The 22,086-nt window shown below is 43.3% G+C and carries 22 protein-coding genes; 20 read left to right on the forward strand and 2 right to left on the reverse strand.

Going from position 1 to position 22,086, the window contains the following annotated elements; genetic code table 11:
* Window positions 1–15: 15 nt before the first annotated feature.
* From K370_RS08120 to K370_RS08145, 6 genes are read left to right on the forward strand one after another with little or no spacing between them, the layout of a single operon-like run.
* Complete coding sequence (locus K370_RS08120; protein ID WP_047540664.1) at window positions 16–1,659, forward strand: hypothetical protein; 1,644 nt, start codon at window positions 16–18, stop codon at window positions 1,657–1,659.
* Entirely contained in the window at window positions 1,656–2,273 is a 618-nt protein-coding gene (locus K370_RS08125; RefSeq protein ID WP_047540666.1) for a hypothetical protein, read from the forward strand. Before K370_RS08120 ends, K370_RS08125 begins: the two co-directional genes overlap by 4 nt.
* Window positions 2,270–2,773, forward strand: a complete 504-nt coding sequence (locus K370_RS08130; RefSeq protein ID WP_235272722.1) for a hypothetical protein — start codon at window positions 2,270–2,272, stop codon at window positions 2,771–2,773. Before K370_RS08125 ends, K370_RS08130 begins: the two co-directional genes overlap by 4 nt.
* A gap of 3 nt (window positions 2,774–2,776) precedes the next feature.
* Window positions 2,777–4,411 (forward strand): hypothetical protein, encoded by a 1,635-nt coding sequence (locus tag K370_RS08135; RefSeq protein ID WP_047540673.1) that lies wholly within the window; start codon window positions 2,777–2,779, stop codon window positions 4,409–4,411.
* Window positions 4,408–5,139 carry a type II secretion system protein gene (locus K370_RS08140; RefSeq protein WP_047540676.1) on the forward strand — a complete coding sequence of 244 codons (732 nt, stop codon included), beginning with the start codon at window positions 4,408–4,410 and terminating at the stop codon, window positions 5,137–5,139. Before K370_RS08135 ends, K370_RS08140 begins: the two co-directional genes overlap by 4 nt.
* A gap of 2 nt (window positions 5,140–5,141) precedes the next feature.
* Entirely contained in the window at window positions 5,142–5,885 is a 744-nt protein-coding gene (locus K370_RS08145; RefSeq protein ID WP_047540677.1) for a HesA/MoeB/ThiF family protein, read from the forward strand.
* A gap of 19 nt (window positions 5,886–5,904) precedes the next feature.
* Here K370_RS08145 and K370_RS08150 read toward each other — a convergent pair whose 3' ends face one another.
* Both K370_RS08150 and K370_RS08155 read right to left on the reverse strand, forming a co-directional pair.
* Entirely contained in the window at window positions 5,905–6,948 is a 1,044-nt protein-coding gene (locus K370_RS08150; protein WP_047540680.1) for an NAD(P)/FAD-dependent oxidoreductase, read from the reverse strand.
* 24 nt (window positions 6,949–6,972) lie between these two features.
* Complete coding sequence (locus K370_RS08155) at window positions 6,973–8,949, reverse strand: monovalent cation:proton antiporter family protein (RefSeq protein ID WP_047540683.1); 1,977 nt, start codon at window positions 8,947–8,949, stop codon at window positions 6,973–6,975.
* A gap of 171 nt (window positions 8,950–9,120) precedes the next feature.
* Here K370_RS08155 and K370_RS08160 point away from each other — a divergent pair, with 171 nt between their 5' ends.
* The 14 genes from K370_RS08160 to K370_RS08225 all read left to right on the forward strand — a co-directional run bounded on the left by K370_RS08160 (window position 9,121) and on the right by K370_RS08225 (window position 22,020).
* Window positions 9,121–10,140: a KpsF/GutQ family sugar-phosphate isomerase gene (locus K370_RS08160; protein WP_047540687.1), complete on the forward strand. Its 1,020-nt coding sequence runs from the start codon at window positions 9,121–9,123 to the stop codon at window positions 10,138–10,140.
* A complete protein-coding gene (locus tag K370_RS08165) occupies window positions 10,140–10,703 on the forward strand; it encodes a KdsC family phosphatase (RefSeq protein ID WP_047540689.1) in 564 nt (187 codons plus the stop codon). The genes K370_RS08160 and K370_RS08165 overlap by 1 nt, the downstream gene beginning before the upstream one ends.
* A gap of 42 nt (window positions 10,704–10,745) precedes the next feature.
* Window positions 10,746–11,465: an LPS export ABC transporter periplasmic protein LptC gene (lptC, locus tag K370_RS08170; RefSeq protein ID WP_047540692.1), complete on the forward strand. Its 720-nt coding sequence runs from the start codon at window positions 10,746–10,748 to the stop codon at window positions 11,463–11,465.
* An 85-nt stretch (window positions 11,466–11,550) separates the two neighbouring features.
* Window positions 11,551–12,177 (forward strand): lipopolysaccharide transport periplasmic protein LptA, encoded by a 627-nt coding sequence (gene lptA, locus K370_RS08175; RefSeq protein ID WP_047541824.1) that lies wholly within the window; start codon window positions 11,551–11,553, stop codon window positions 12,175–12,177.
* Between the two features lie 12 nt (window positions 12,178–12,189).
* A complete protein-coding gene (gene lptB / locus K370_RS08180; RefSeq protein WP_047540695.1) occupies window positions 12,190–12,912 on the forward strand; it encodes an LPS export ABC transporter ATP-binding protein in 723 nt (240 codons plus the stop codon).
* Window positions 12,913–12,926: 14 nt separating this feature from the next.
* Window positions 12,927–14,504, forward strand: coding sequence for an RNA polymerase factor sigma-54 (locus K370_RS08185; RefSeq protein ID WP_047540698.1), 1,578 nt, complete (start codon window positions 12,927–12,929; stop codon window positions 14,502–14,504).
* Window positions 14,505–14,662: 158 nt separating this feature from the next.
* Window positions 14,663–15,025 carry a ribosome hibernation-promoting factor, HPF/YfiA family gene (gene hpf / locus K370_RS08190; RefSeq protein ID WP_047541826.1) on the forward strand — a complete coding sequence of 121 codons (363 nt, stop codon included), beginning with the start codon at window positions 14,663–14,665 and terminating at the stop codon, window positions 15,023–15,025.
* Between the two features lie 134 nt (window positions 15,026–15,159).
* Window positions 15,160–16,158 carry an HPr(Ser) kinase/phosphatase gene (gene hprK / locus K370_RS08195; protein ID WP_047540701.1) on the forward strand — a complete coding sequence of 333 codons (999 nt, stop codon included), beginning with the start codon at window positions 15,160–15,162 and terminating at the stop codon, window positions 16,156–16,158.
* Window positions 16,158–17,018: an RNase adapter RapZ gene (rapZ, locus tag K370_RS08200; protein ID WP_047540704.1), complete on the forward strand. Its 861-nt coding sequence runs from the start codon at window positions 16,158–16,160 to the stop codon at window positions 17,016–17,018. Before hprK ends, rapZ begins: the two co-directional genes overlap by 1 nt.
* A gap of 51 nt (window positions 17,019–17,069) precedes the next feature.
* Window positions 17,070–17,492 (forward strand): PTS sugar transporter subunit IIA, encoded by a 423-nt coding sequence (locus K370_RS08205; protein WP_047540707.1) that lies wholly within the window; start codon window positions 17,070–17,072, stop codon window positions 17,490–17,492.
* A gap of 21 nt (window positions 17,493–17,513) precedes the next feature.
* On the forward strand, window positions 17,514–17,783 hold the full coding sequence (locus tag K370_RS08210; RefSeq protein ID WP_047540710.1) for an HPr family phosphocarrier protein: 270 nt from the start codon (window positions 17,514–17,516) through the stop codon (window positions 17,781–17,783).
* Between the two features lie 2 nt (window positions 17,784–17,785).
* Window positions 17,786–19,564 (forward strand): phosphoenolpyruvate--protein phosphotransferase, encoded by a 1,779-nt coding sequence (gene ptsP / locus K370_RS08215; protein ID WP_047540713.1) that lies wholly within the window; start codon window positions 17,786–17,788, stop codon window positions 19,562–19,564.
* 19 nt (window positions 19,565–19,583) lie between these two features.
* The gene (locus K370_RS08220; RefSeq protein ID WP_047540716.1) at window positions 19,584–19,940 is read left to right on the forward strand and encodes a DUF4870 domain-containing protein; all 357 of its coding nucleotides are present in this window, start codon (window positions 19,584–19,586) and stop codon (window positions 19,938–19,940) included.
* Window positions 19,941–19,992: 52 nt separating this feature from the next.
* Window positions 19,993–22,020 carry a M3 family metallopeptidase gene (locus K370_RS08225; protein ID WP_047540718.1) on the forward strand — a complete coding sequence of 676 codons (2,028 nt, stop codon included), beginning with the start codon at window positions 19,993–19,995 and terminating at the stop codon, window positions 22,018–22,020.
* The last annotated feature ends 66 nt before the right edge of the window (window positions 22,021–22,086 follow it).

The raw sequence follows: 22,086 nt of genomic DNA on the forward strand, positions 1-22,086 counted from the left end.
ATTAACCTACAAATTATGCTGAATAGTGCTAAAAAATTAATCTTATGTGCCAATAATCGCAGCTTAACTGCTGGGGTTTGGCATGGCACCAAACTGCAAAGTTACGCTGTTTTTAATAATATAGATCAAGATTACACCGCCTTTAGCGAGTATTTGGCACAGCAACCGAATACTAATATTTATTTAATCGTCGATGCGGTTGAGGAAGATTACCGTCTAGAAAGTTTGCCGCATACCACAGGGCGTGCACGCACTGAAATCATTGAGCGCAAACTGAACCAATTTAATCGCAGCAGCGTGTTTCGTGCGGCGCATTTTATTAATCGCAGTACCGAGAAACGCAAAGATGACAACTTTTTATTTGTCGCATTAAGTAACGCCGACTCATTACAGGGTTGGCTGGATGTCATTCAAGCAAATCAGTCACCCTTAGTTGGCGTTTATTTGCTGCCGATGATTAGCCAAGTCGTGGTGCGTCAAATGAAACTAATGGCACCGCATATTTTGCTGTGTGAGCAATTGCCATCAGGTTTTCGCCAAACCTATCTACACAATGGACGCCTGCGTATGAGCCGTCTGGTGCCAATGACGGATGTTAAACCAAACCAGTTAGCGTATTTTTATTTGGTAGAAACTGAAAAGACGCGGCTTTATTTAATGAGCCAGCGTTTAATCAGCAGCGAAACTGCACTGCAAATGGTGCTGCCGGCGCTGGATAATTCGCATCATGAAATTGCAAAAAGTATCAGCCACGATCAGGGTTTAGAGTGTAAAACGGTGGATATTTTGGCTTATGCCAAAAATATACGCATTGATACTTCGCTGGTTAAAACTAACCCAGAACTGTTGCATATGCAGCTATTGGCCAATGGTCATGTACCAGATAATTTGGCACCAGCCGCTTACAGCAAAATTCATAACTTAAATAATACTCGCCGTATTCTGCAAATCGCGACGGCGATTATTGTGATTGTTGGCGTGTTGGTAGCTGGGTTTTATCTGTGGCAAGGCAAAAAACAAAAAAATCAATTGCAAGACATTGCCGCACAAACAGCACAACAACAGCATTTATATAACGAAGTGGCACAGAACTTCCCAGCCACGCCAATACCCAGCACTGAATTGAAAGTGGCGGCAGAGCTGGTGCAAGTCATTAAAAAAAATAGCCAAACGCCCGCGCAATTGATGCAAATTTTAAGTGGTGCCTGTGAGGCCTTGCCAGAAATTACACTAAACAGAATACGCTGGGTGCGTAGTGCCACTGATGATGTAAAAGATGAGGCCAGCAGTGATAGTGCGGTTGCAAATCCATCTGGACAGGTAATCAATACCAATAATGATCCAACCAATTTATTGCAAATTGGCTTTGTGAATGCCGACATTAAAGGCTTTACAGGTGATTATCGTGCTGCGCTGAATACCGTGAGCCAATTTGTGAGTAAGCTACGTGAGAATCCCGCCGTTGATTATGTGGTGATATTGCAAGAGCCGGTTAATGTTAGCTCGCTTGCTAATTTGCAAGGCAGCACAACCGATGAAAATACCACGGAACGTCCACCTGCGGCATTTAAGTTAAAAATTGTGTTAAAAAATAATGTCATAACGCCTGATGTAAGTTTGCCTACTATTAATGCTCCGATTAATGGAGGCTTGTCATGAGCATATCCAGACAGGATTGGCGCAAATTGCGTAACCCGATATTAGGTTTGGGCGCAGCTTTGATATTAATCGGCTTGTTAATCAGCTTTGCCGACCAGTATCGACAAAAAAATGCACTTGCTTTGCAATCACAGCAAAATCTGCTGAATCAAGCGCGGCAAAAATATCAATCCTCTGGTTTGGAAAAAGAAACCATTACGCAGTATTTACCCATTTACAATGATTTGTTAGCAAGCGGGTTTATTGGCGAAGAGCGGCGTATTGAATGGATAGAAAATCTGCGTCAAATTCATGCGCAACACAAACTGTTCAGCATTGATTACAGCATTGGTTTACAAGAAAATTATAAGCCAAACTTTTTGTTAAATTTGGGTAATTTTAAACTGAATCGATCCGTCATGAAGCTGAGTTTGGATATGCTACATGAAGGTGATTTGCTGGCGTTATTAGATGGCTTGCAAGAACAGACTACGCCATTTATTGTGCGTGATTGCGAAATTACACGCCCAATTGGCGCCGTGATGAATACCAAAACTATCAGCGCCAATTTAAAAGCGGTTTGTGAGATTGATTGGTTGACCCTGCGTGATCCGCAACTAACGGGGGCATTATGATGAGAGTCATTACATTTTTAATGCTGGTTTTTTTAGTAATGCCTTTTGCACAAATAAGTCGTGCAGCAGAACCCATTGGCCGCCTGTTTAGCACGCCAGCAGAACGCAGCGCACTAAATTATTTGCGCCAGACCAAAAAACTAAATATTGCTATCCAGCCAGAAACATCGGTACAGCAAGCAGAACCCGAAGCGCGCGCATTACCTAGTGCAATTAATATGCAAGGCTATGTAAAGCGCAGCGATGGTAAACAAGGCACGATATGGATTAACGACCAGGCCATGCAAGAAAATTCGGCTAATCAAGACGTACAGGTGGGTAAATTGCCAGCAAACGGCAACCGCATCCCCATCAAGCTACCCGCCAACGGCAAACGCTTAACCCTAAAAGCAGGCCAAGTTTATGACCCGGAAAATAACCGTGTAAGTGAAGCCAGAAGCCATGGTGCACAGGGTGATAGTGGAACAATAGATGGCACAATTGGCGATGCTGAATATTAATGTATGCGCATTGCTACTTTAAAAGTGAAACAAACCGGTGCCACATTAATTTTAATGGCGTTTATTATCGCCTTGGCTGCGACTGTTTATTTGTTAAAAGCTTATGACCCAGATAGATTAAGAATAGAGCAAGATAAAAAAACATATCTTGCTTTGAATGAGGCTAAGCAGGCGTTGATTGCTTGGGCGGTAAGTAACACAGCTAACCCCGGCCAAATGCCATTCCCAGATAGAAATGGCGATGGAAATTATGATGGTAGAAGCGATTGTCCCTCACCTGTTTCGCCATTTTCATATAGTTTATTAATTGGGCAATTGCCAATTTATGGACAAACCAATCCTTGCGTTAGCCCGCAAACAGGGCTTGGGATAGATGTTAAGGATGGTAGTGGCAATGCTTTAATGTATGCTGTTTCTCGCAATTTGGTACACAAATATGATGCACCAACATCAAATCCAATTATCAATCCTTCAATAATTACATCTCCAAATTATCCTTGGATGAAAGTGTTAGATGCTAATGGCGTATTAGTCTCCAATCGTGTTGCCGCAGTCATTATTGCGCCTAGTGCAGCAATTGGAGTTCAAAATAGAACAGGGGCTGCGAGTGTTGATAATTATCTAGATACTTTTAAAATAGACTCAGTAACTTATAGTAATAGTAATTATGTTGCTGCGGATGAAGATTTTGTTCTCAACAGAAAAGGCGAGGATGTAAACGATAGATTGGTGTATATCACTATTGATGAATTGATGTATGCATTAGAGAAAAGAGTTTTAGAAGAAGCCAAAAATAAGCTAACTGCTTTTTATAAGGTAAATAATTACTATCCATTTGCAGCAGGATTAGGCTTAACAGCCAATCAAAATCAATGTGTGCAAGGCAATTACAGAGGCCTGCTCCCTGTAGTTGCTCCTGCTGACCATATTTGCAGTTGCACTGAAGATAAAACTTGTCGATGTAACTTTAGTATCGTCAGTGAAATATCATTTACTAGAAACAGTGGTGCATTTGTAGCAGACGGTTTACCTGTAAACAGTCCTACGGGGGCATGCTCTGTTAATCCTGCTGATACTAAAACATGTACTTGTAGTGGAGTGGGTGCGTGTAAAAACGCTGCTGGTGTTAACGAGTTCGAATGTAATGCTTGTGGGATATGTAGGGCAGTGGTGGTGGAGGGGAAAAATAAATTTTCTACCACAGGTACTTTTACGAATCCGACCGGGTCTTGTACTAATGAAAGTGGCATAATCACTTGCCCCAATGATGCAGATGGTGGTTTTACATTGGGAGCATGCAATAGTGATGAAATGATAGGCGGACTCTTACCCGTTTGGTTTCTGGCGAATCAATGGGAAAAGTATATTGTTTATGCCGTATCAATTGACTGTGCCTCTTCATCAACATGTGAGACAAGTACTTCGCCACCAAAAATTAGTGTAGGACTTAATTCTAATATTAATGCAATTGTGGCAGGCTCTTTAGCTAATCCAAACAATTCTTGTAGTATATCTGGCTACTTAAGTAGCTCTGAAAGTGTAAATTTACAGATAAGTAATGGCACGCAAGATTCTATATACCAAATAACACAGCCTAAAACCTTATTAAATACAGATCAGTTAGTGACAATTCCATGAGTTTTAGAAAAAATATACAAAGTGGATTTACTCTAGTGGAAATGGCAATCGTATTGGTCATTTTTGGTTTAATTTTATCTGCATTATTGTTGCCATTGCGTGCGCAGCGTGAACAAGCAGCACAAGCGCAGACAATTAATACACTAGATAATGCTAAACAAGCTCTATTGGGTTTTGCACAAGCAAATGGCAGATTGCCATGCCCTGCGACAAATAATGGTACAGCTACGTTCCCTGATGATACGGGCAACTCGAATCCAAATGGTAGCGGCATTTGTATACACCAATCAGGGTTTTTACCTGGAGTGACATTAGGAATTTCGCCAACTGACCCGCAAGGATTTGCTATAGATGCGTGGGGCAATCGCATTAGATATGCCGTCACCAATGCAAATACAAGTGCTTTTACGACAAACAATGGTATGAGTGATTTAGGAATTACAGCATTAACGCCAAATCTGCGGGTTTGTGCATCTGCAAATAACTGTACTGCAACTGTGAATCTTATCAGCACCGCAGTAGCAGTAATTTACTCAATTGGGGCAACTGGACAGCAGGCAGTTGGCGGTGCTGATGAAACAGAAAATCTTAATGCCATTGCAAATATCGATAATATATTTGTGGCTCATGACATTACTGCTGCCCCAAACGAGTTTGACCATATAGTCACTTGGATTTCGCCATACGTACTTTATAACGCAATGATACAAGCGGGACAGTTGCATTAATCATGAACGACAACCAACTTCTACGTTACAGCCGCCATATTTTATTGCCTCAAATTGGTTATGAGGGGCAAGAAAAGATAGTGAATAGCCATGCATTGATTGTGGGCGCAGGTGGTTTAGGTGCGCCTGTTGCGTTGTATTTGGCTGCTAGTGGCGTAGGCAAGCTGACGCTTTGCGATTTTGACGTGGTGGACTTAACCAATTTGCAGCGGCAGATTATTCACACGACGCAAAGTGTTGGCGTAAATAAAGCCGTTTCGGCGCAGCATGCAATCGATGCGATTAACCCTGATATTGTGGTACAAACCATTCAACAAAAATCGACAGAAGTTGAATTTGCGCAATTGGCAGAAAATGTAGATGTGGTGATTGATTGCAGTGATAATTTTGCCACGCGTTATGCGCTTAATCGGGTGTGTTTAAAGCTTAAAAAGCCATTGGTTTCAGGTGCCGCGATTGGATTTGAGGGGCAAATAACGGTATTTGATTTTAGAAATGCATCTAGCCCTTGTTATCACTGTCTGTATCCGGATGTTGGCAGTGATGCCGAAATGCGTTGTGCTGATAATGGCGTGTTTGCGCCGCTGGTGGGCATGATAGGCACAGCTCAGGCGGCTGAAGCCTTAAAGTTAATCATGCATTTGGGTGAAAGCTTACAGGGCCGTTTGCTGTTATTAGATACGTTGAGTATGCAGTGGCGCACCATTAAGTTATCGCGTGACCATGCCTGTGCGGTTTGCAGTTAACGCTAAATCTAGACTAAACCTAAATCTTTGTTTCTGGCAGATCGTCACACATTATTGCCGCAATCCGTCGCGCACTGGCGGGCGCCATGGTGAGACCGTAACGAAAGTGTCCGGTATTTAAAAACAGGTTTTTAATACTTGGGTGTGCAGCAATAGTCGGCAGGTTATCTGGTGTGCCTGGCCGCAAACCGCTCCAGTGTTTGAGTATGGGGGCATGCTTTAAGCTGGGTAAGATGTTTTCAGCTTTTGTTTGCATCTCTTTTTTTACAGCCTCAGTCGTGTTTTTATCAAAACCGACGTCTTCTAGTGTGCTGCCGGCAAGCAGTAAGCCATCTTTTCTTGGTACAAGGTAAAAGCCATTCGCGTAAACAATGTGCGCTAGTTTTTCGCCTGTTTGTTGGTACAGTAAAATCTGGCCGCGCATGGGTTTAACGTTGAGGTCTTGCCCTGTGTTTTTTAATAGCTCAAAGCTCCATGCGCCAGATGTGACGACAAATTGATCTGCTATCAATGTTTCATCTGCAGTGGTTTGCCAAGTATTTAAATGGCCATTTTCTAGTTCAGCAGGATTAAGTGGCTTTAATTCTGTGCGCTCTAATAATGTAACGCCACTTTGCAACAAAGCTTGGCGTAATGCTTTCAGTAACTGCGGTGGGCGAGCCTGCGCCACATTGGGTAAGAATAAACCAAATGCATTTTTTTGGTAAGGAATGGCATTTTTTTCACACCAGGCAATCGCTTGATTTTCATCGAATGGATGCTGAATCTGCATACCACATACCAAATGTTCAGGGTCAATTCCTGTTTTTGTGAGTAAGTACTCACAAAGTTTTTGATAGATTGCCGCGCCTTCAATTGCTAGTTGATTGACTGCGTCTTTATACATCCAAGGCAACAGCGGAAATAGAATGCCGGCACCCGCCCATGATGATTCGCCCGATGTCTGGCTGGCGACTACATTGCGTTCGACTAATGTTACTTTACAGCCGCGCTCAATTAGTTCTAACGCCGTCAGGCAGCCTACAATGCCGCCGCCTACAACAATTACTTTTTTGTTAATCAATTTTTATGCCTAATATTGAATGAGTTAGCGACCGGTTAATAAGAATTTTTCGGCACTACTTAAGTCTGCAGGCCTGCCCAATAATACCAATATATCGCCTACATCAATCACAATGTCGGGGCGCGGTAGAATGTCTTCCAGCATATTGGGTCGGCGTATGTGTTGCAACTCTACATTAAAGCTGACGAAATCAATTTGATCTAGATGCATATTTGTCATAAAAGCTTCTTTGGTCACTTCAACGGAATGCAATCTAATTTGATGTGCTTCGGTGGCTTCAGTGGAAAGGTCGGATATGCCATGAAAATAGCCTTGAAACATTTTGTAGCGCTCTTCGCGGAATAAACGAATACGCTTAACCACGCGATTTAATGGAATGCCCAATAATACCAATGCATGTGAAGCCAACATTAAACTGCCCTCCAGCACCTCAGGCACGACTTCGGTGGCGCCGGCATCTCTAAACGCATCAATGTCTGCATCATCATAGGTGCGTACAATAACGGGTAAGTTTGGGTAATTTTCTTTTACGATGTGCAACACCTTCAATGATGCACGCATATCAGAATAACTAACGATAAGGGCTTTAGCTCGCTCACTACCAGCGGCCTCCAGCACAAGGCGACGGCTTGCATCGCCATACATCACATGTTGCCCGGCTTGTGCTGCATCGTGTACGCGGGTTGGATCAATATCCAGCGCGATAAAAGGGATGTTTTCCTCTTTTAAAAAACGACCCAAATATTGGCCGCTACGACCATAACCACAAATAATCACATGGTCTTTAAGATTTTTGGTGACGCTGACAATTTCATCCACCACTTGTCCACTGTTGCGCGTGTAGCTTTTAACTAGCTTGCGTGCGATACGGCCATTGTATTGAATGATAAACGGCGCGATTACCATGGATAAAAGTGAGGCTGCCAGTACCACTTGCAGCTCATCTCCGCCAATTAACTTTTGCTCTAAACCTAAGGCTAAAATCACAAAGCTAAACTCACCTGCTTGCGCTAATACAACACCTGTGCGGATGCCTACGCCTAATTCAAACCCAAACAATCGGCTTAAAACAGCGATAACTATGCCTTTAAATAAGACAAAGCCGACCAATAATGCCAGCACTAAGCCAGCGTGACTAATGAGTTGATGGAAATCAAGCAACATGCCAACAGTAATAAAAAACAGGCCGAGTAAGATGTCGCGGAAAGATGCAATGTCTGATTCTACTTGGTAGCGATAGCGTGTTTCAGAAATAAGCATGCCAGCGATGAAAGCGCCCAGTGCATACGATAAACCGGCCAATTTTGTGGCAAAAGCCAATAACAACGTGACCATTAGCACGTTCATGACAAATAATTCGCGCGAATGTTGTCGTGCAACGATGCTAAACCAATAGCTCACAATGGTTTTGCCAAATTTAAACAATACAAATAGCAATACAACGGTTTTTATGAGTGATAAAGCTAAGGTTGTGCCAAAATCACCTGATTGCGCACCAAGTGCGGGAATGAGCACCAAAATAGGAATAACGGCTAAATCTTGAAACAGCAGAATGCCGATACTTAAGCGACCGTGACGTGAATTTAGGTCCACACGCTCAATTAATATTTTGGACACAATCGCAGTAGATGACATGGTTAATGCGCCACCAATGACAAACGCGGTTGGCAAACTTAATCCGGCCAGCCAGCCTGCCAATATCGCTACACCCATTGTAATAATGACTTGTGCGCCACCTAAGCCAAACAGGGTTTTGCGCATGGCATATAACTTGGGTAAGCTAAACTCTAAGCCAATACTAAACATTAAAAATACGATACCAAACTCGGCTACATGGCGACCACTGATGGTATCAGGCAGTAAATTGAGTGCGTAAGGGCCAAATACCACGCCGACAAAAAAATAGGCCAACAGGGCAGGCATGCGTAATGCGCGAAAAAGCGCAACAGCCAACACTGAGCTAGTGAGTAACAATAATACGTTGGGTAAGGAATCAAACATTTAGCTTTTTATCAAATGGCTTTATTCATATTATTAAGAAAAACTAAGAACCTCTTTAGCACGGTTTATTTAATATAGTCAGGCAAAAATTGTGCCTACTTTTACTGTATTTACGCGAAAACAGGCTATTTTACTTTATTAGTCGCGATTTCCCTTTTATACTAACCAATTATGTCACCTACATTACTGCAATCAGACCGTGGTCACGCGCCGCAAGTATCTAATCAGCACACAACTTTGCAGCTAGCGCGCAATGTGCTGGCTATAGAAGCGCATGAGATTACACTGTTGGCTAATCGCTTAGACGTTAATTTTGAAGCGGCGGTAAAACTTATTCTACAATGCAAAGGCCGTGTTGTGGTGAGCGGTATGGGTAAATCTGGACACATTGGTGGCAAGATTGCAGCCACCCTTGCCAGCACTGGCACGCCCGCATTTTTTATGCATCCAGCAGAGGCCAGCCATGGCGACCTTGGCATGATTACCGATGGTGATGTGGTGATTGCGCTTTCAAATTCTGGCGAAAGCGATGAGCTACTAAATATTTTGCCTACCATCAAACGTTTGGGCGCAAAAGTAATCAGTATTACAGGCGCACCTGATTCAACCTTGGCTAAAGAGTCAGATGTACATTTAAGTGCGGAAGTAACGCAAGAAGCCTGTCCGTTAGGCTTGTCGCCTACAGCCAGTACAACAGCTGCATTGGCTTTGGGTGATGCGTTAGCGGTCTGTGTGTTAAATTGCCGTGATTTTACTGCTGAAGATTTCGCTCGCTCGCACCCCGGCGGAAGTATTGGCAGAAAACTGCTGACACGTGTAAAAGACGTGATGCGCGTTGGTGATGCCATTCCAGCTGTTGCTGCAGAAGCAATGTTGTCCGTTGCGCTGACTGAAATGACGCAAAAAGGACTTGGGCTAACTGCGGTTGTTGATGCCCACAATAAGCCGATTGGTGTTTTTACCGATGGCGATTTACGTCGTGCCTTTGCCAGCGGCACGCATGCAAATACCGCCAAAATAATGGATGTGATGCATACCAATCCGAACACAATTAGCCTGAATCAACTGGCGGTAGAAGCCGTTGAATTGATGGAAGTGAAAAAAATTAATGGCCTGCTAGTGATTGATGATGCAGGTAAACTTGTAGGTGCATTTAATATGCACGATTTATTGAAAGCGAAAGTAGTTTAATGTCTGAATTTAATGTGTCTGGATTTGCCACCAATGTATCGCCTGAAGTTTTAGCGCGCGCAAAAAAAATTAAAGTCGTGATTTTTGATGTGGATGGTGTGATGACTGATGGCGGTTTGACTATTGGCGATGATGGCCAGGAATATAAAACCTTTAATTCACATGATGGTTTGGGTATGAAATTGCTCAAAAAAACTGGTGTGCAGATGGCGATTATTACCGGGCGCACTTCGGATGTGGTGAAAAAGCGTTCAGAAAGTACTGGTATTGCGCATTTTTATCAAGGCGTAGAAGACAAATTGGCCGCATTTAATGACTTAATCGCCAAGTTGAATATTACGGCTGAAGAAGCTGCATTTATGGGTGATGACGTAGTAGATGTGCCGCCAATGTTGCGATGTGGACTGGCCGTAACCGTGCCAACTGCACCAGATTCAGTTAAGACGCGTGCGCATTACACCACGCAAAGAGGAGGCGGGCGTGGTGCTGTACGCGAATTATGCGAGTTGGTTATGCAGGCACAAGGCACGTTGGACGAGCAAATGGCGCCGTTTTTTGCTTGATAATGCTTGTTAGTCACTTGATGATTATCGTTAATCAATAGCATGTTAACTCGTTCTGCTTTGTTTTTTCCGTTGGCGCTAGCTGTATTGCTGGCTTTGCTGACATTCTGGATTAACCAGACGGTAGAGCAACAAGGTCCCAAAATTGATGGTAGTAACAGGCATGATCCTGATTACACCATGCACAATTTTGTGACTACGCAAACAGATGTGTTAGGGAAAGTGAAATATATATTGGCGGCAACGGAAATGGTGCATTATCCGGATGATGATAGCACCGTGTTGCAACGGCCGCGTTTTACGCAATATACGGCCGATAAGCCGTACACGCAAATTGAAGGTTTGCGTGGCTATATTTCGAGTAATGGTGAGCAAGTGGAATTGGTCGACAATGTTAAGGTGGTGCGCCAAGCGTTTGAGGGTAAGGGTGAAATGCAATTATTAACTGAAAAGTTATTGATTTTGCCCAAGCAGGATTTAGTGAAAACTGACGCGCCAGTAACGATTACACAAGCACCAAAAACCGTGATTACTGGTACTGGCATGATTTACGACAAAAAAGCGCAAACCATGACTTTGTTGAACCGGGTGAAAGTGCATTATGAGCGGCCGCCAAGTGCTCAGCCCAAAAATTTTAAGAGTAATAGCGCTTTAAAAACGCCTATAAAAACAACAGTTAATCCTGTAAAAACCAGTAAAATAAGCACCAAAAAATCGACTGATGTGAAAACCAAAGCAGCTCAAAATAAAGCAAAAAAGTAACAATTAAAAATGAAATCGCGGAGAAACAATGAGTAATTTTATTCGCATCAGCGTATTTAAAAATACGCTGAATAGTGCGTTAATGATGAGTCTTTGCTTAAGCTTGTTTGTCAGCTTAAATGCAATGGCGGAATCGGCAGACCGCGATAAGCCGATTGAGCTTGAAGCGGATACGGTGACGGTGAATGATGCTAAAAAAACCAGCACCTATACCGGCAGAGTGATTTTAACGCAGGGTACATTAATCATTCGCGCAGATAAGCTGATTGTGCGTGAAGACAAAGAAGGATTTCAGCACAGTACATCAACTGGCAACCCTACTACTTTTAAACAAAAACGCGAGGGTAGAAATGAGTACATGGAAGGCGCCGGGCAACGTATTGAATATGACGGTCGCATGGACAAGGTGCAGTTGTATACGCGCGCATGGGTAAAACGTGGCGAAGATATCGTGCATGGCGATTACATTAGTTATGATGCCAATGCTGAATATGCTGAAGTGATTGGTGGTGCGAAATCAGAAAGTGGCGGCCCATCAAGTGGACGTGTAAAAGCCATTATTCAGCCTAAAAACAAACCTGCGACTAATCCCGCTACTAATCCAACCGATAAGTCGTCTGGAATACAGATTAATACAAACCCGCCACCCAGCGTGGACAAAGCTTTAAGGTCTAGCACTAAACCTGAAGCTGAAACTAAATCAACAGAATAAAACCATCAGAAAATGAGCGAACTCGTTGTAGAGCATCTACGAAAATCCTATAAAACACGCACGGTGGTACAAGATATATCGCTGCAGATTAACAGCGGCGAAGTAGTTGGTTTGCTTGGCCCAAATGGAGCGGGCAAGACGACTAGCTTTTATATGATTGTCGGGCTAGTGATGTTGGACGCAGGGCGTATTTTACTGAACGGTAACGATTTAAGCCGTATGCCGATTCATACCCGCGCTCGTATGGGGCTGGCTTATCTGCCGCAAGAGCCATCTATTTTTCGCAAGCTAACGGTAACCGAAAACATATTGGCCGTTCTAGAGTTACAAGATTTAACCGAAGAAGAAAGGCATGCGCAGCTTGAGTCGTTGTTACAAGAGTTGCATATCGTACATATCCGCAATAGCACAGCAATTAGCTTGTCAGGTGGCGAGCGTCGTCGGGTTGAGATTGCACGCTGTCTAGCAACCAACCCCAGTTTTATTTTACTGGATGAGCCTTTTGCCGGCATTGACCCGATTGCCGTACTGGATATTCAAAAAATTATTCGTTTTTTAAGCAGTAAAAATATTGGCGTATTAATCACCGACCATAACGTGCGTGAGACTTTGGGTATCTGTGATCGTGCCTATATCGTCAATGACGGTACAGTGTTTGCGTCTGGTCATCCTGCCGAGATTGTGAATAATGAAGCGGTACGAGAAGTGTATCTAGGGAAAGATTTTAGGCTGTAGCCTCAAAGTATTATATGAAGCAAAATTTACAACTTAGAATTTCGCAGAATCTGGCATTAACGCCACAGTTGCAACAATCTATTCGCTTGCTGCAATTATCTAGCCTTGAACTAAACCAAGAGCTGGATGTGATTTTGCAGGAGAATCCGCTATTGGAGTTGGTTGACGGTGAAGATGGCGATGTAGATGCAGGCTTTGATGATAACGCTGTGCAACAGAATAATGATCATGACCCTTTGGATGCGGATGGTAAACAAGCCGCCGATGTTGATGAGCCGGATGCTTTTAACAGTTTAGATTATCAAGAAATCGGCAATGCTACCTCTCAAGAAAGTCCGGAGTCGAATGATGCGCCGCAGGAAATAACTAGCGCGGGAGAGGATTTTTCAGCAGCTGATTTTGATGATAATCACGAAGAGTATGGCAGTTCGAGTAACTGGGATGAAGGTGGGCGCCAGAATAATAGTGACGATGATGATGGTGACTACACGCGTCAAGAAATAGTTTCTGCAAGTTTGCGCGAGCATCTATTAAGCCAGCTTAAGTTAATGCCCTTGTCTGATCGTGATCAAACGCTGGTGCAGTTGCTGATTGATAGTATTAACGAGGATGGATATTTAGAAGAGTCGTTAGCCGACATGGCGGATTTACTGCCGCCTGAACTTGAAATTGAATTGTTAGAACTAGAAACTGCGCTTAAGTTGATTCAGCATTTAGACCCACCAGGTTTGGGCGCTACTAATTTACAAGAATGTTTATTATTGCAGTTAAACGCGCTGCCAAAAGAAACCGAATTTCTAAACCTTGCCAAAGCTATTGTCCAACATCATTTGGCGGTATTGGCTAATAAGGATTTTGCTAAATTACGCAAGCTGCTAAGTTGTGATGATGTTGCTTTAAAAGGTGCTCAGACTTTAATCAAGCAACAGAATCCGCGTCCGGGTAGTGATTTTGCGCAATTAAGTCGCGATCACTTTATCCAGCATGAAGTGCTGGTTAAAAAGGTAAAAGGCATTTGGATTGCTACATTAAATGATGGCGTGATTCCTAAGTTGCGTATTAACCAACTGTACGCCGATATATTGAAGCGCAATCGCGAAAACTCGAATCAATATTTGCAAACGCAAATGCAGGAAGCCAAATGGATGATTAAAAATATCCAGCAGCGTTTTTCAACCATCCTGCGCGTTAGCCAAGCCATTGTAGACCGTCAGCGCAACTTCTTTGAGCATGGTGAAATTGCCATGCGTCCGTTAGTGTTGCGTGAAATTGCAGATGAACTTGAGTTGCACGAATCCACTATTTCGCGCGTGACGACGCATAAGTACATGCTCACTCCGCGTGGCGTATTCGAGCTGAAATATTTCTTTGGCAGCCATGTATCAACCGATGCTGGCGGCTCGGCATCGGCCACTGCAATTCGTGCGCTGATTAAACAATTAGTAGCTGAAGAGGCGCCTAAAAAACCCTTGTCAGATAACCAGATTACCGAGGTTTTGGCAAAACAAGGCATTATCGTTGCACGGCGTACTATCGCCAAATATCGTGAGTCTCTCAATATTCCGCCGGCGAATCTACGCAAATCGCTATAGTCGTTTTTTACAAAAGCTTTACAAAATATTCTGAACAAACTGCCCAAACCACCTCGCAAAAAATAACCAAAGGTGTACACTGAAATTGTTCGATGAGTAAAGAAGTGCTACTTATTGGCAAGCTTTACTTAAAGAACAATTTCAATAAGGAGCAAGTCATGAATTTACAATTAACTGGGCATCACTTAGAAATTACTCCTGCAATGCGTGAATATGTGCAAAGCAAACTCGTTAGAATTCGCAATCACTTCGATCATGTGATTGACGTAAAAGTTACCATGAGTGTAGAAAAGCTCGCTCAAAAAGTAGAGGCTACATTACACGTACCCGGCAATGATTTACATGCCGAGTGCATCGATGAGAATATGTATAGCGCGATTGATATGCTGACGGACAAACTAGACCGTCAAGTTCTCAAACACAAAGAAAAACAAGGCAGCCATCATAAAACCAATGGCGCTTTAAAACATCAAGATATAGGGCAACATCAAACGACTGACGAAAGTCAAACTCTTAACTAACTTATCAATATTAAATTAAAGTTTCTAAGCCAGACGAGGTGCACATGAAAAATGACAGCACCGCATGTGTTTAAATGTAAGCGAAAATCTTTTATGAGCAACAACGTATTGCAACGAAAGTTTAATTTTTAATCATGGCTCAAATTAACGTAGCCGAGTTATTCAAGGAAACCCGCCTCAAGCTTAAACTCCGTTGGATTGCAGGGCTTGATGGCGGTAATAACCAACTTAATTCCGAAAAAGTCACTAAGCCATCTTTGGCTTTAATTGGACATCTTAATTTCGTGCATCCTAATCGGGTGCAGGTATTGGGGTGCGCTGAGATGGACTATTTAAACAGCCTGAGCATCATTGCGATGCAGCAGGCAATTACCAATTTATACGCAACCGATCTAGCTGCAGTCGTTGTTGCAAATGGTGAAAAACCACCTAAAGAATTGATTTCAGCGGCAAACAGCCACTGTATTCCATTATTCACCTCCACCATGCAAAGCCCGCAGTTAATGGATTTATTAAGCCATTATTTGAAACTTGCCATGGCGGAAACCATTAGCTTGCACGGTGTTTTTATAGAGGTGCAAGGTTTTGGCGTGCTGATTAAAGGTAATGCAGCCATTGGTAAAAGCGAATTGGCGTTAGAGCTGATTACGCGCGGACATCGTTTGGTGGCCGATGATATTGTCGATTTTTTTAAAATATCGCCCGAACGGATTGAAGGTCGTTGCCCAGCACTATTACAAGATTTTCTAGAGGTGCGTGGACTGGGAATCCTGAATATTCGCGCACTTTTTGGTGATAATGCAGTGAAACCAACGAAACCGTTAGATCTGATTATTCAGTTGGAGTTTGCGGATGCGTTAAATCCACTCAAACTGGATAGGCTCAGTGCTAAAACTCAATATGAGCGAGTGTTAGATGTAGAGATTCCAAAAGTGAATATACCGATTGCCGCAGGCCGCAATATTGCGGTATTGCTCGAAGTCGCCGTGCGTAACCATATGCTTCTGTTAAGAGGCATTAATGCAACCAAACAATTTAGCCAGCGTCAAAGACAAATGATGCAAAAAGCCAGTTTAGAACAGACGGATCGTCAAATAGCAAATCCAAAATCAACAGGTAAGCAGGCAGAGTAATGCAGATTATTATCGTGACAGGCCTTTCTGGCTCAGGCAAAAGCATTGTGCTGCGAGCACTAGAAGACAGCAGTTTTTATTGCATCGATAACTTGCCCGCCACTTTGTTGCCACAGATTTCGCAACATCTTAATGCGACCAATCACAGCAAAATCGCCATTAGTATCGATAGCCGCAGTGCCGCATTAGAGGCGCTGCCAAAGGCTATTGAGAGCCTGAAATCTGCTGGTAATCAAGTACAGGTTTGGTTTTTAGAGTCTGCCGTCGAAACCTTGGTAAAGCGTTTTTCTGAAACGCGCCGTAAGCATCCGTTAAGTAACGAAAGCACGACATTGCCTGAAAGTATTGCGAATGAACGTGAGTTGCTGGCCGGTGTTGCTGAGCTTGGCCATCACATCGATACTAGTAACTTAAGTGCCAACGCATTACGCAACCATATACGTGATTTGCTGAAGCAAGATAACTATAATGCTGGCGATGCAAGCAACAGGGGATTGGTTTTACTGTTTACTTCCTTCGGTTTTAAAAACGGTATTCCGCTAGACGCAGACTTTGTGTTTGATGTACGCAGTTTGCCAAACCCTCATTATGATGCTGATTTAAAGCCATTAACGGGCAAGGATGCCGCCGTGCAAATGTTTTTGGCAAAACAACCCGCAGTCGTTGAAATGCTGGCGGATATTCAGCATTATGTAGAAAAATGGCTACCTAGTTTTAATCAAGATCATCGTAGTTATTTAACGGTAGCAATTGGTTGCACAGGCGGACAACATCGGTCTGTGTATTTTGTAGAGCAATTAAGCAGCTATTTTAAACAGCAGAAACAGCAAGTAATTATTCGGCACCGCGAGCTTGATTAGCAATGATTGAATGAACGCTTAGATTAACGCGTCAGAAAGTAGAAAAGTAATATGATTGGACTTTTAATTATTGCGCATGGCAATTTGGGTGAAAGCTTGATTCACTGTGCTAGCCATGTGCTGGGCAAACGCCCGCCACAATTGGAAGCTTTGGAAGTGGCAACCAATGATGACCCAAGTGTTTTGTTGCCGCAAGCACAGGAGTTGGTTAAAAAGCTGAATACTGGCGATGGTGTTTTGGTGTTGTCAGATATGTATGGCGCGACGCCATGCAATATGGTGCTTAAATTGCTAACGCCCGATGTGGTAGAAGGTGTGGCGGGAGTTAATCTGCCCATGTTGGTGCGCGTACTCAATTATCGAGAATGCGCCATCAAAATGTGCATGGAAAAAGCCATTAGTGGCGGGCGTGAAGGCGTGGTGCGCTTTACTGAGGTCAGTTGTGAACATTATCATGTAGCAAGTCGAAAATAATCAAAACCTAGTGAGAAAAAAATGATTAAACAAGAAATAACAATAATCAATAAACTGGGTTTGCACGCGCGTGCCAGCAGTAAATTAACCCAAACCGCCAGTCAGTTTGGCAGCGAAATTTGGGTAGAAAAAAACGGCCGTCGCGTAAATGCCAAAAGCATTATGGGTGTGATGATGCTGGCTGCTGGTAAAGGCTCAACCATTACTTTAGAAGCCGACGGCGCAGATGAAAGTATAGCAATCACTGCCTTGCAGACTTTAATTAATGACTACTTTGGCGAGGGTGAATAACCTTGCCGAAACAGGAAAACCAACAATCCAGTTTCAGTATTCACGGTATTGGTGTATCCAGTGGTATCGCCATTGGGCGAGCACATCTGGTCTCTAATGCACTGCTTGAGGTGGTGCATTATCAGTTACCCAAGCATTTAATAGACGATGAAATCGCACGTTTTAATACCGCAATTCATACGGTAAAAAAAGATTTAGAAGCGATCCGTGAGTCATTATCGAAAAATGCACCTGCTGAGATTGGTGCATTTATCAACACGCATCTCATGATGCTGGCAGATAAATCGCTATCAGAGATTCCTAAAGAAATTATCCGCAAAGAGCAGTGTAACGCCGAGTGGGCTATTAAGCAGCAGATGGATGGCATTGTTGAGCAGTTTGATGCGATTGAAGATGAATACTTGCGTGAACGTAAGCAAGATGTCGTGCAAGTTGTAGAGCGTGTGATTAAAGTTTTGTTGGGTCATCCCAATCAAGCGCCCAATCAATCGTCAACTAAACAACAGACTGTTAAGCAGCAAGAAAATGCCACTATTTTAGTGGCACATGATATTTCGCCAGCAGATGCGATTCAATTTAAACAACACCATTTTGCGGCATTTATAACTGATGTTGGCGGGGCAACCTCACACACGGCGATCTTAGCGCGTAGCTTGAATATCCCGTCTATTCTAGCTTTGCAGCGTGCCCGGGATTTAATTAACGACAATGAGTTAATTATTGTAGACGGTAGTTTGGGTGTGGTGATTGTTAACCCAAGCAAAGAAGTTCTGGCCGAATATAAGCTGCGCCAAGAGCAGTGGGAATTAGAGCAGCAAAAATTACAACGCATTAAAGCCACCAAAGCGGTGACGATTTGCGGCACAGTGGTTGAGTTGCACGCAAATATTGAGGTGCCAGAAGATGTGGTTGCAGTAAAAGCTTCTGGCGCAACGGGCATTGGTTTATATCGCACTGAGTTTTTGTTTATGAACAAGCGTGGAATGCCTGATGAGGAAGAGCAGTTTCTGGCTTATAAGCAAGTGACAGAGGCCATGAAAGGCATGCCGGTCACCATTCGCACGCTAGATTTAGGCGCAGATAAACAGATGAATCCCGATACGGTGAGCAGTTGCGCTAACCCTGCGTTGGGCCTGCGCGCGGTGCGTTTATGCTTAAGTGAACCACAAATTTTTCTCACACAATTGCGTGCAATTCTACGTGCTTCGCATTTTGGACATATCAAAATATTAATTCCGATGCTGTCTACTTTGTCGGAATTGCGCCAAACTAAATTGTTGCTAGAGCGCGCAAAAGAAAGTTTGCGCAAACAGGATATGCCTTTTGATGAAAATATTACATTAGGCGGTATGATTGAAGTGCCTGCAGCAGCGATTAATGCTGAAGCGTTCGCCAAGGAACTGGATTTTATGTCGATAGGCACTAACGATTTGATTCAATATACGCTGGCGATTGACCGTACGGATGATGCGGTAGCACATCTTTATAATGCGTTGCACCCAGCGGTGTTAAAGCTGATTTCAATGACGATTAAAGCAGGTGAAAGATTAGGTAAGCCGGTTTCAGTATGCGGTGAAATGGCGGGTGACGCTAAATTAACGCAATTGTTAATTGGCATGGGTTTGCGCCAGTTTTCCATGCATCCCAGCAATATTTTAAGTGTTAAACAGCAAGTATTGCACAGTGAAGTGTCTGTTCTGAATCTTCACGCACGTAAAGTGTTAAACCATACGGATATTGAAAAAATTGAACTAAAGGTTGCCCAGTTTAATCTGCATTAACCATTAATAGGAATCAAATATGTCCACAGAAGTTATTGTATCTGACCGCTTGCCGCCAAGTAATGACGATAAAAATATTGCTACCGTGACCCACCTTGGCGGTACGGTTTTTTCTTTTATTCCTTCGCTGATCGTGTGGATTCTTAAAAAAGATGACAGTGCTTATTTGAGTGATCAAGCCAAAGAAGCGCTGAACTTTCAAATTACCATGCTAATTGCCCAATTTGTTGCAGGCATTTTGGTGTGGGTATTAATCGGATTTATTTTGATTCCGCTTGTTTGGATATTCAACGTTGTTTTTTGCATAATCGCCGCCATATCTACCAGTAAGGGTGAAACATATCGTTACCCATTATGTTTAAGATTGATTAACTAGTTTTAAAAACACTTAACACCAAAAGTGAAGCTAAAAAGTAAAGGAAGTATCCGTGTCAAATCCGTTGTTATATGTCGCTGGTTTACCCAAATTTGATGAAGTCAAACCAGAGCACATCAGTCCTGCTATCGATAGTTTAATTGCAGAAGGTCGGGCTTTGGTTGAGCAGCTTGCTACCAGCACTGAGGTGCCTACGTGGGAAAATTTTGCACTGAAGCTGGAAGATCATAGTGAAAAGCTTGGTCGCGCCTGGAGTCAGGTTGGTCATATGAATGCGGTGGTAAACAGCCCTGAACTGCGCGAAGCCTACAATGAAAATTTAGCGAAGTTAACCGATTATGGTAGCGATATTTCACAAGATGAGCGCTTATATGCGAAATTTAAGGCAATTCAATCGGGTGGTGATTTTGCAAAATTAACACCCACGCAGCAAACGATTATCAACCATGAAGTACGCGATTTTAAATTAGGCGGTGCTGAATTGCCTGCAAATGAAAAAGCCCGCTTCAAAGCTGTGAGTGAAGAGCTTTCTAAACTAGGCGCTAAGTTTGAAGAAAACATCCTAGACAACACCAACGATTTTAAATATATCGTTGAAAATGTGGCTGACTTAGCAGGTTTGCCAGAAGATGCGATTGAAGCAGCCGCGGAATCTGCAAAAGCAGATGGTAAAGAGGGCTATCAATTCAGCCTGCACTTTCCATCCTACATGCCAGTTTTGCAATATGCCGACAATCGCGCTTTGCGCGAAACTTTATATCGTGCTTATGCCACGCGTGCGTCAGAACTCAGCAAACCCGAATGGGATAATACTGCACTGATTAGCGATATTCTAAAGCTCAAGCAGGAAGAAGCGCGTATGCTGGGTTTTAAAAACTATGCTGAGCTTTCACTCGCCACCAAAATGGCGGATACGCCAAAACAAGTTACCGACTTTTTAGACACGCTTGCCAAGCGCGCTAAACCTTATGCAGAAAAAGACATGCGGGAGCTTTTGGCTTATGCCAAGAAATTAGGTATTAACGATTTGCAAGCGTGGGATGTGGCTTATGTGAGTGAAAAGTTGCGTGAAGAAAAATATGCGTTCTCAGACCAGGAAGTGAAACAATACTTCCCAGAAAGCAAAGTGCTGGCTGGCTTATTCAAAGTAGTTGAAACCATATTTGGCGTACAAGTGCGCAAAGCTGAAGCGCCACTTTGGCATGCCGACGCTGCGTTTTATGCAATCTCAGATGCCCAAAACAAACCAATCGCCTACTTTTATCTGGATTTATATGCCCGCAACAACAAGCGTGGCGGTGCCTGGATGGATGAATGTATCACGCGCCGCAAAAAAGCTAACGGCATAGAATTGCCCGTGGCTTATTTAACCTGCAATTTCTCTGCACCGGTTGGTGGTAAGCCAGCCTTGTTCACGCATGATGAAGTCATCACCATGTTCCACGAATTCGGTCACGGCTTGCACCATATGCTCACGCAAGTGGACGATTACAGTGTATCCGGTATTAAAGGCGTGGAATGGGATGCGGTGGAATTACCTAGCCAGTTTATGGAAAATTTCTGTTGGGAATGGGAAGTGCTGCGCCATATGACCGCCCATGTAGAAACTGGCGCGCAATTACCACGCGAATTGTTCGACAAAATGGTTGCCGCCAAAAATTTCCAGGCTGGCATGCAAACCGTGCGTCAGATTGAGTTCTCATTATTTGATATGCGTTTGCATGGCGAATTTGATCCCAATGGTAAGCAGACTGCTTTAGATTTAATCGAACAAGTGCGCGACGAAGTAGCTGTTGTAAGGCCGCCAAAATGGAATCGCTTTCCTAACAGCTTTAGCCATATTTTTGCAGGTGGCTACGCGGCAGGTTATTACAGTTACAAATGGGCAGAAGTATTATCTGCCGATGCCTATAGCCTGTTTGAAGAAATGGGCACACTATCGGTAGAAGCAGGCAGTCGCTTTAAAAATGAAGTGTTGGCCAAAGGCGGAAGTCGTCCAGCCATGGAATCATTTGTGGCGTTTAGAGGTAGAGAGCCGAGTTTGGATGCATTATTGCGTCACAATGGAATGACTACCTAAACTTGTAGGGTGGGTTAACGTCGTGTAATCCACCTTTTTGTTTGCCTATTCCGCATCTGTAAAACA

This window comes from Methylotenera versatilis 7, from assembly GCF_000799165.1.
Lineage (GTDB): Bacteria > Pseudomonadota > Gammaproteobacteria > Burkholderiales > Methylophilaceae > Methylotenera_A > Methylotenera_A versatilis_A.

Coding starts and splice junctions, on each gene's coding strand:
- K370_RS08120 (WP_047540664.1), top strand. CDS start 16: ATGCTGAATAGTGCTAAAAAATTAATCTTATGTGCCAATAATCGCAGC.
- K370_RS08125 (WP_047540666.1), top strand. CDS start 1,656: ATGAGCATATCCAGACAGGATTGGCGCAAATTGCGTAACCCGATATTA.
- K370_RS08130 (WP_235272722.1), top strand. CDS start 2,270: ATGATGAGAGTCATTACATTTTTAATGCTGGTTTTTTTAGTAATGCCT.
- K370_RS08135 (WP_047540673.1), top strand. CDS start 2,777: ATGCGCATTGCTACTTTAAAAGTGAAACAAACCGGTGCCACATTAATT.
- K370_RS08140 (WP_047540676.1), top strand. CDS start 4,408: ATGAGTTTTAGAAAAAATATACAAAGTGGATTTACTCTAGTGGAAATG.
- K370_RS08145 (WP_047540677.1), top strand. CDS start 5,142: ATGAACGACAACCAACTTCTACGTTACAGCCGCCATATTTTATTGCCT.
- K370_RS08155 (WP_047540683.1), bottom strand. CDS start 8,949: ATGTTTGATTCCTTACCCAACGTATTATTGTTACTCACTAGCTCAGTG.
- K370_RS08160 (WP_047540687.1), top strand. CDS start 9,121: ATGTCACCTACATTACTGCAATCAGACCGTGGTCACGCGCCGCAAGTA.
- K370_RS08165 (WP_047540689.1), top strand. CDS start 10,140: ATGTCTGAATTTAATGTGTCTGGATTTGCCACCAATGTATCGCCTGAA.
- lptC (WP_047540692.1), top strand. CDS start 10,746: ATGTTAACTCGTTCTGCTTTGTTTTTTCCGTTGGCGCTAGCTGTATTG.
- lptA (WP_047541824.1), top strand. CDS start 11,551: ATGAGTCTTTGCTTAAGCTTGTTTGTCAGCTTAAATGCAATGGCGGAA.
- lptB (WP_047540695.1), top strand. CDS start 12,190: ATGAGCGAACTCGTTGTAGAGCATCTACGAAAATCCTATAAAACACGC.
- K370_RS08185 (WP_047540698.1), top strand. CDS start 12,927: ATGAAGCAAAATTTACAACTTAGAATTTCGCAGAATCTGGCATTAACG.
- hpf (WP_047541826.1), top strand. CDS start 14,663: ATGAATTTACAATTAACTGGGCATCACTTAGAAATTACTCCTGCAATG.
- hprK (WP_047540701.1), top strand. CDS start 15,160: ATGGCTCAAATTAACGTAGCCGAGTTATTCAAGGAAACCCGCCTCAAG.
- rapZ (WP_047540704.1), top strand. CDS start 16,158: ATGCAGATTATTATCGTGACAGGCCTTTCTGGCTCAGGCAAAAGCATT.
- K370_RS08205 (WP_047540707.1), top strand. CDS start 17,070: ATGATTGGACTTTTAATTATTGCGCATGGCAATTTGGGTGAAAGCTTG.
- K370_RS08210 (WP_047540710.1), top strand. CDS start 17,514: ATGATTAAACAAGAAATAACAATAATCAATAAACTGGGTTTGCACGCG.
- K370_RS08220 (WP_047540716.1), top strand. CDS start 19,584: ATGTCCACAGAAGTTATTGTATCTGACCGCTTGCCGCCAAGTAATGAC.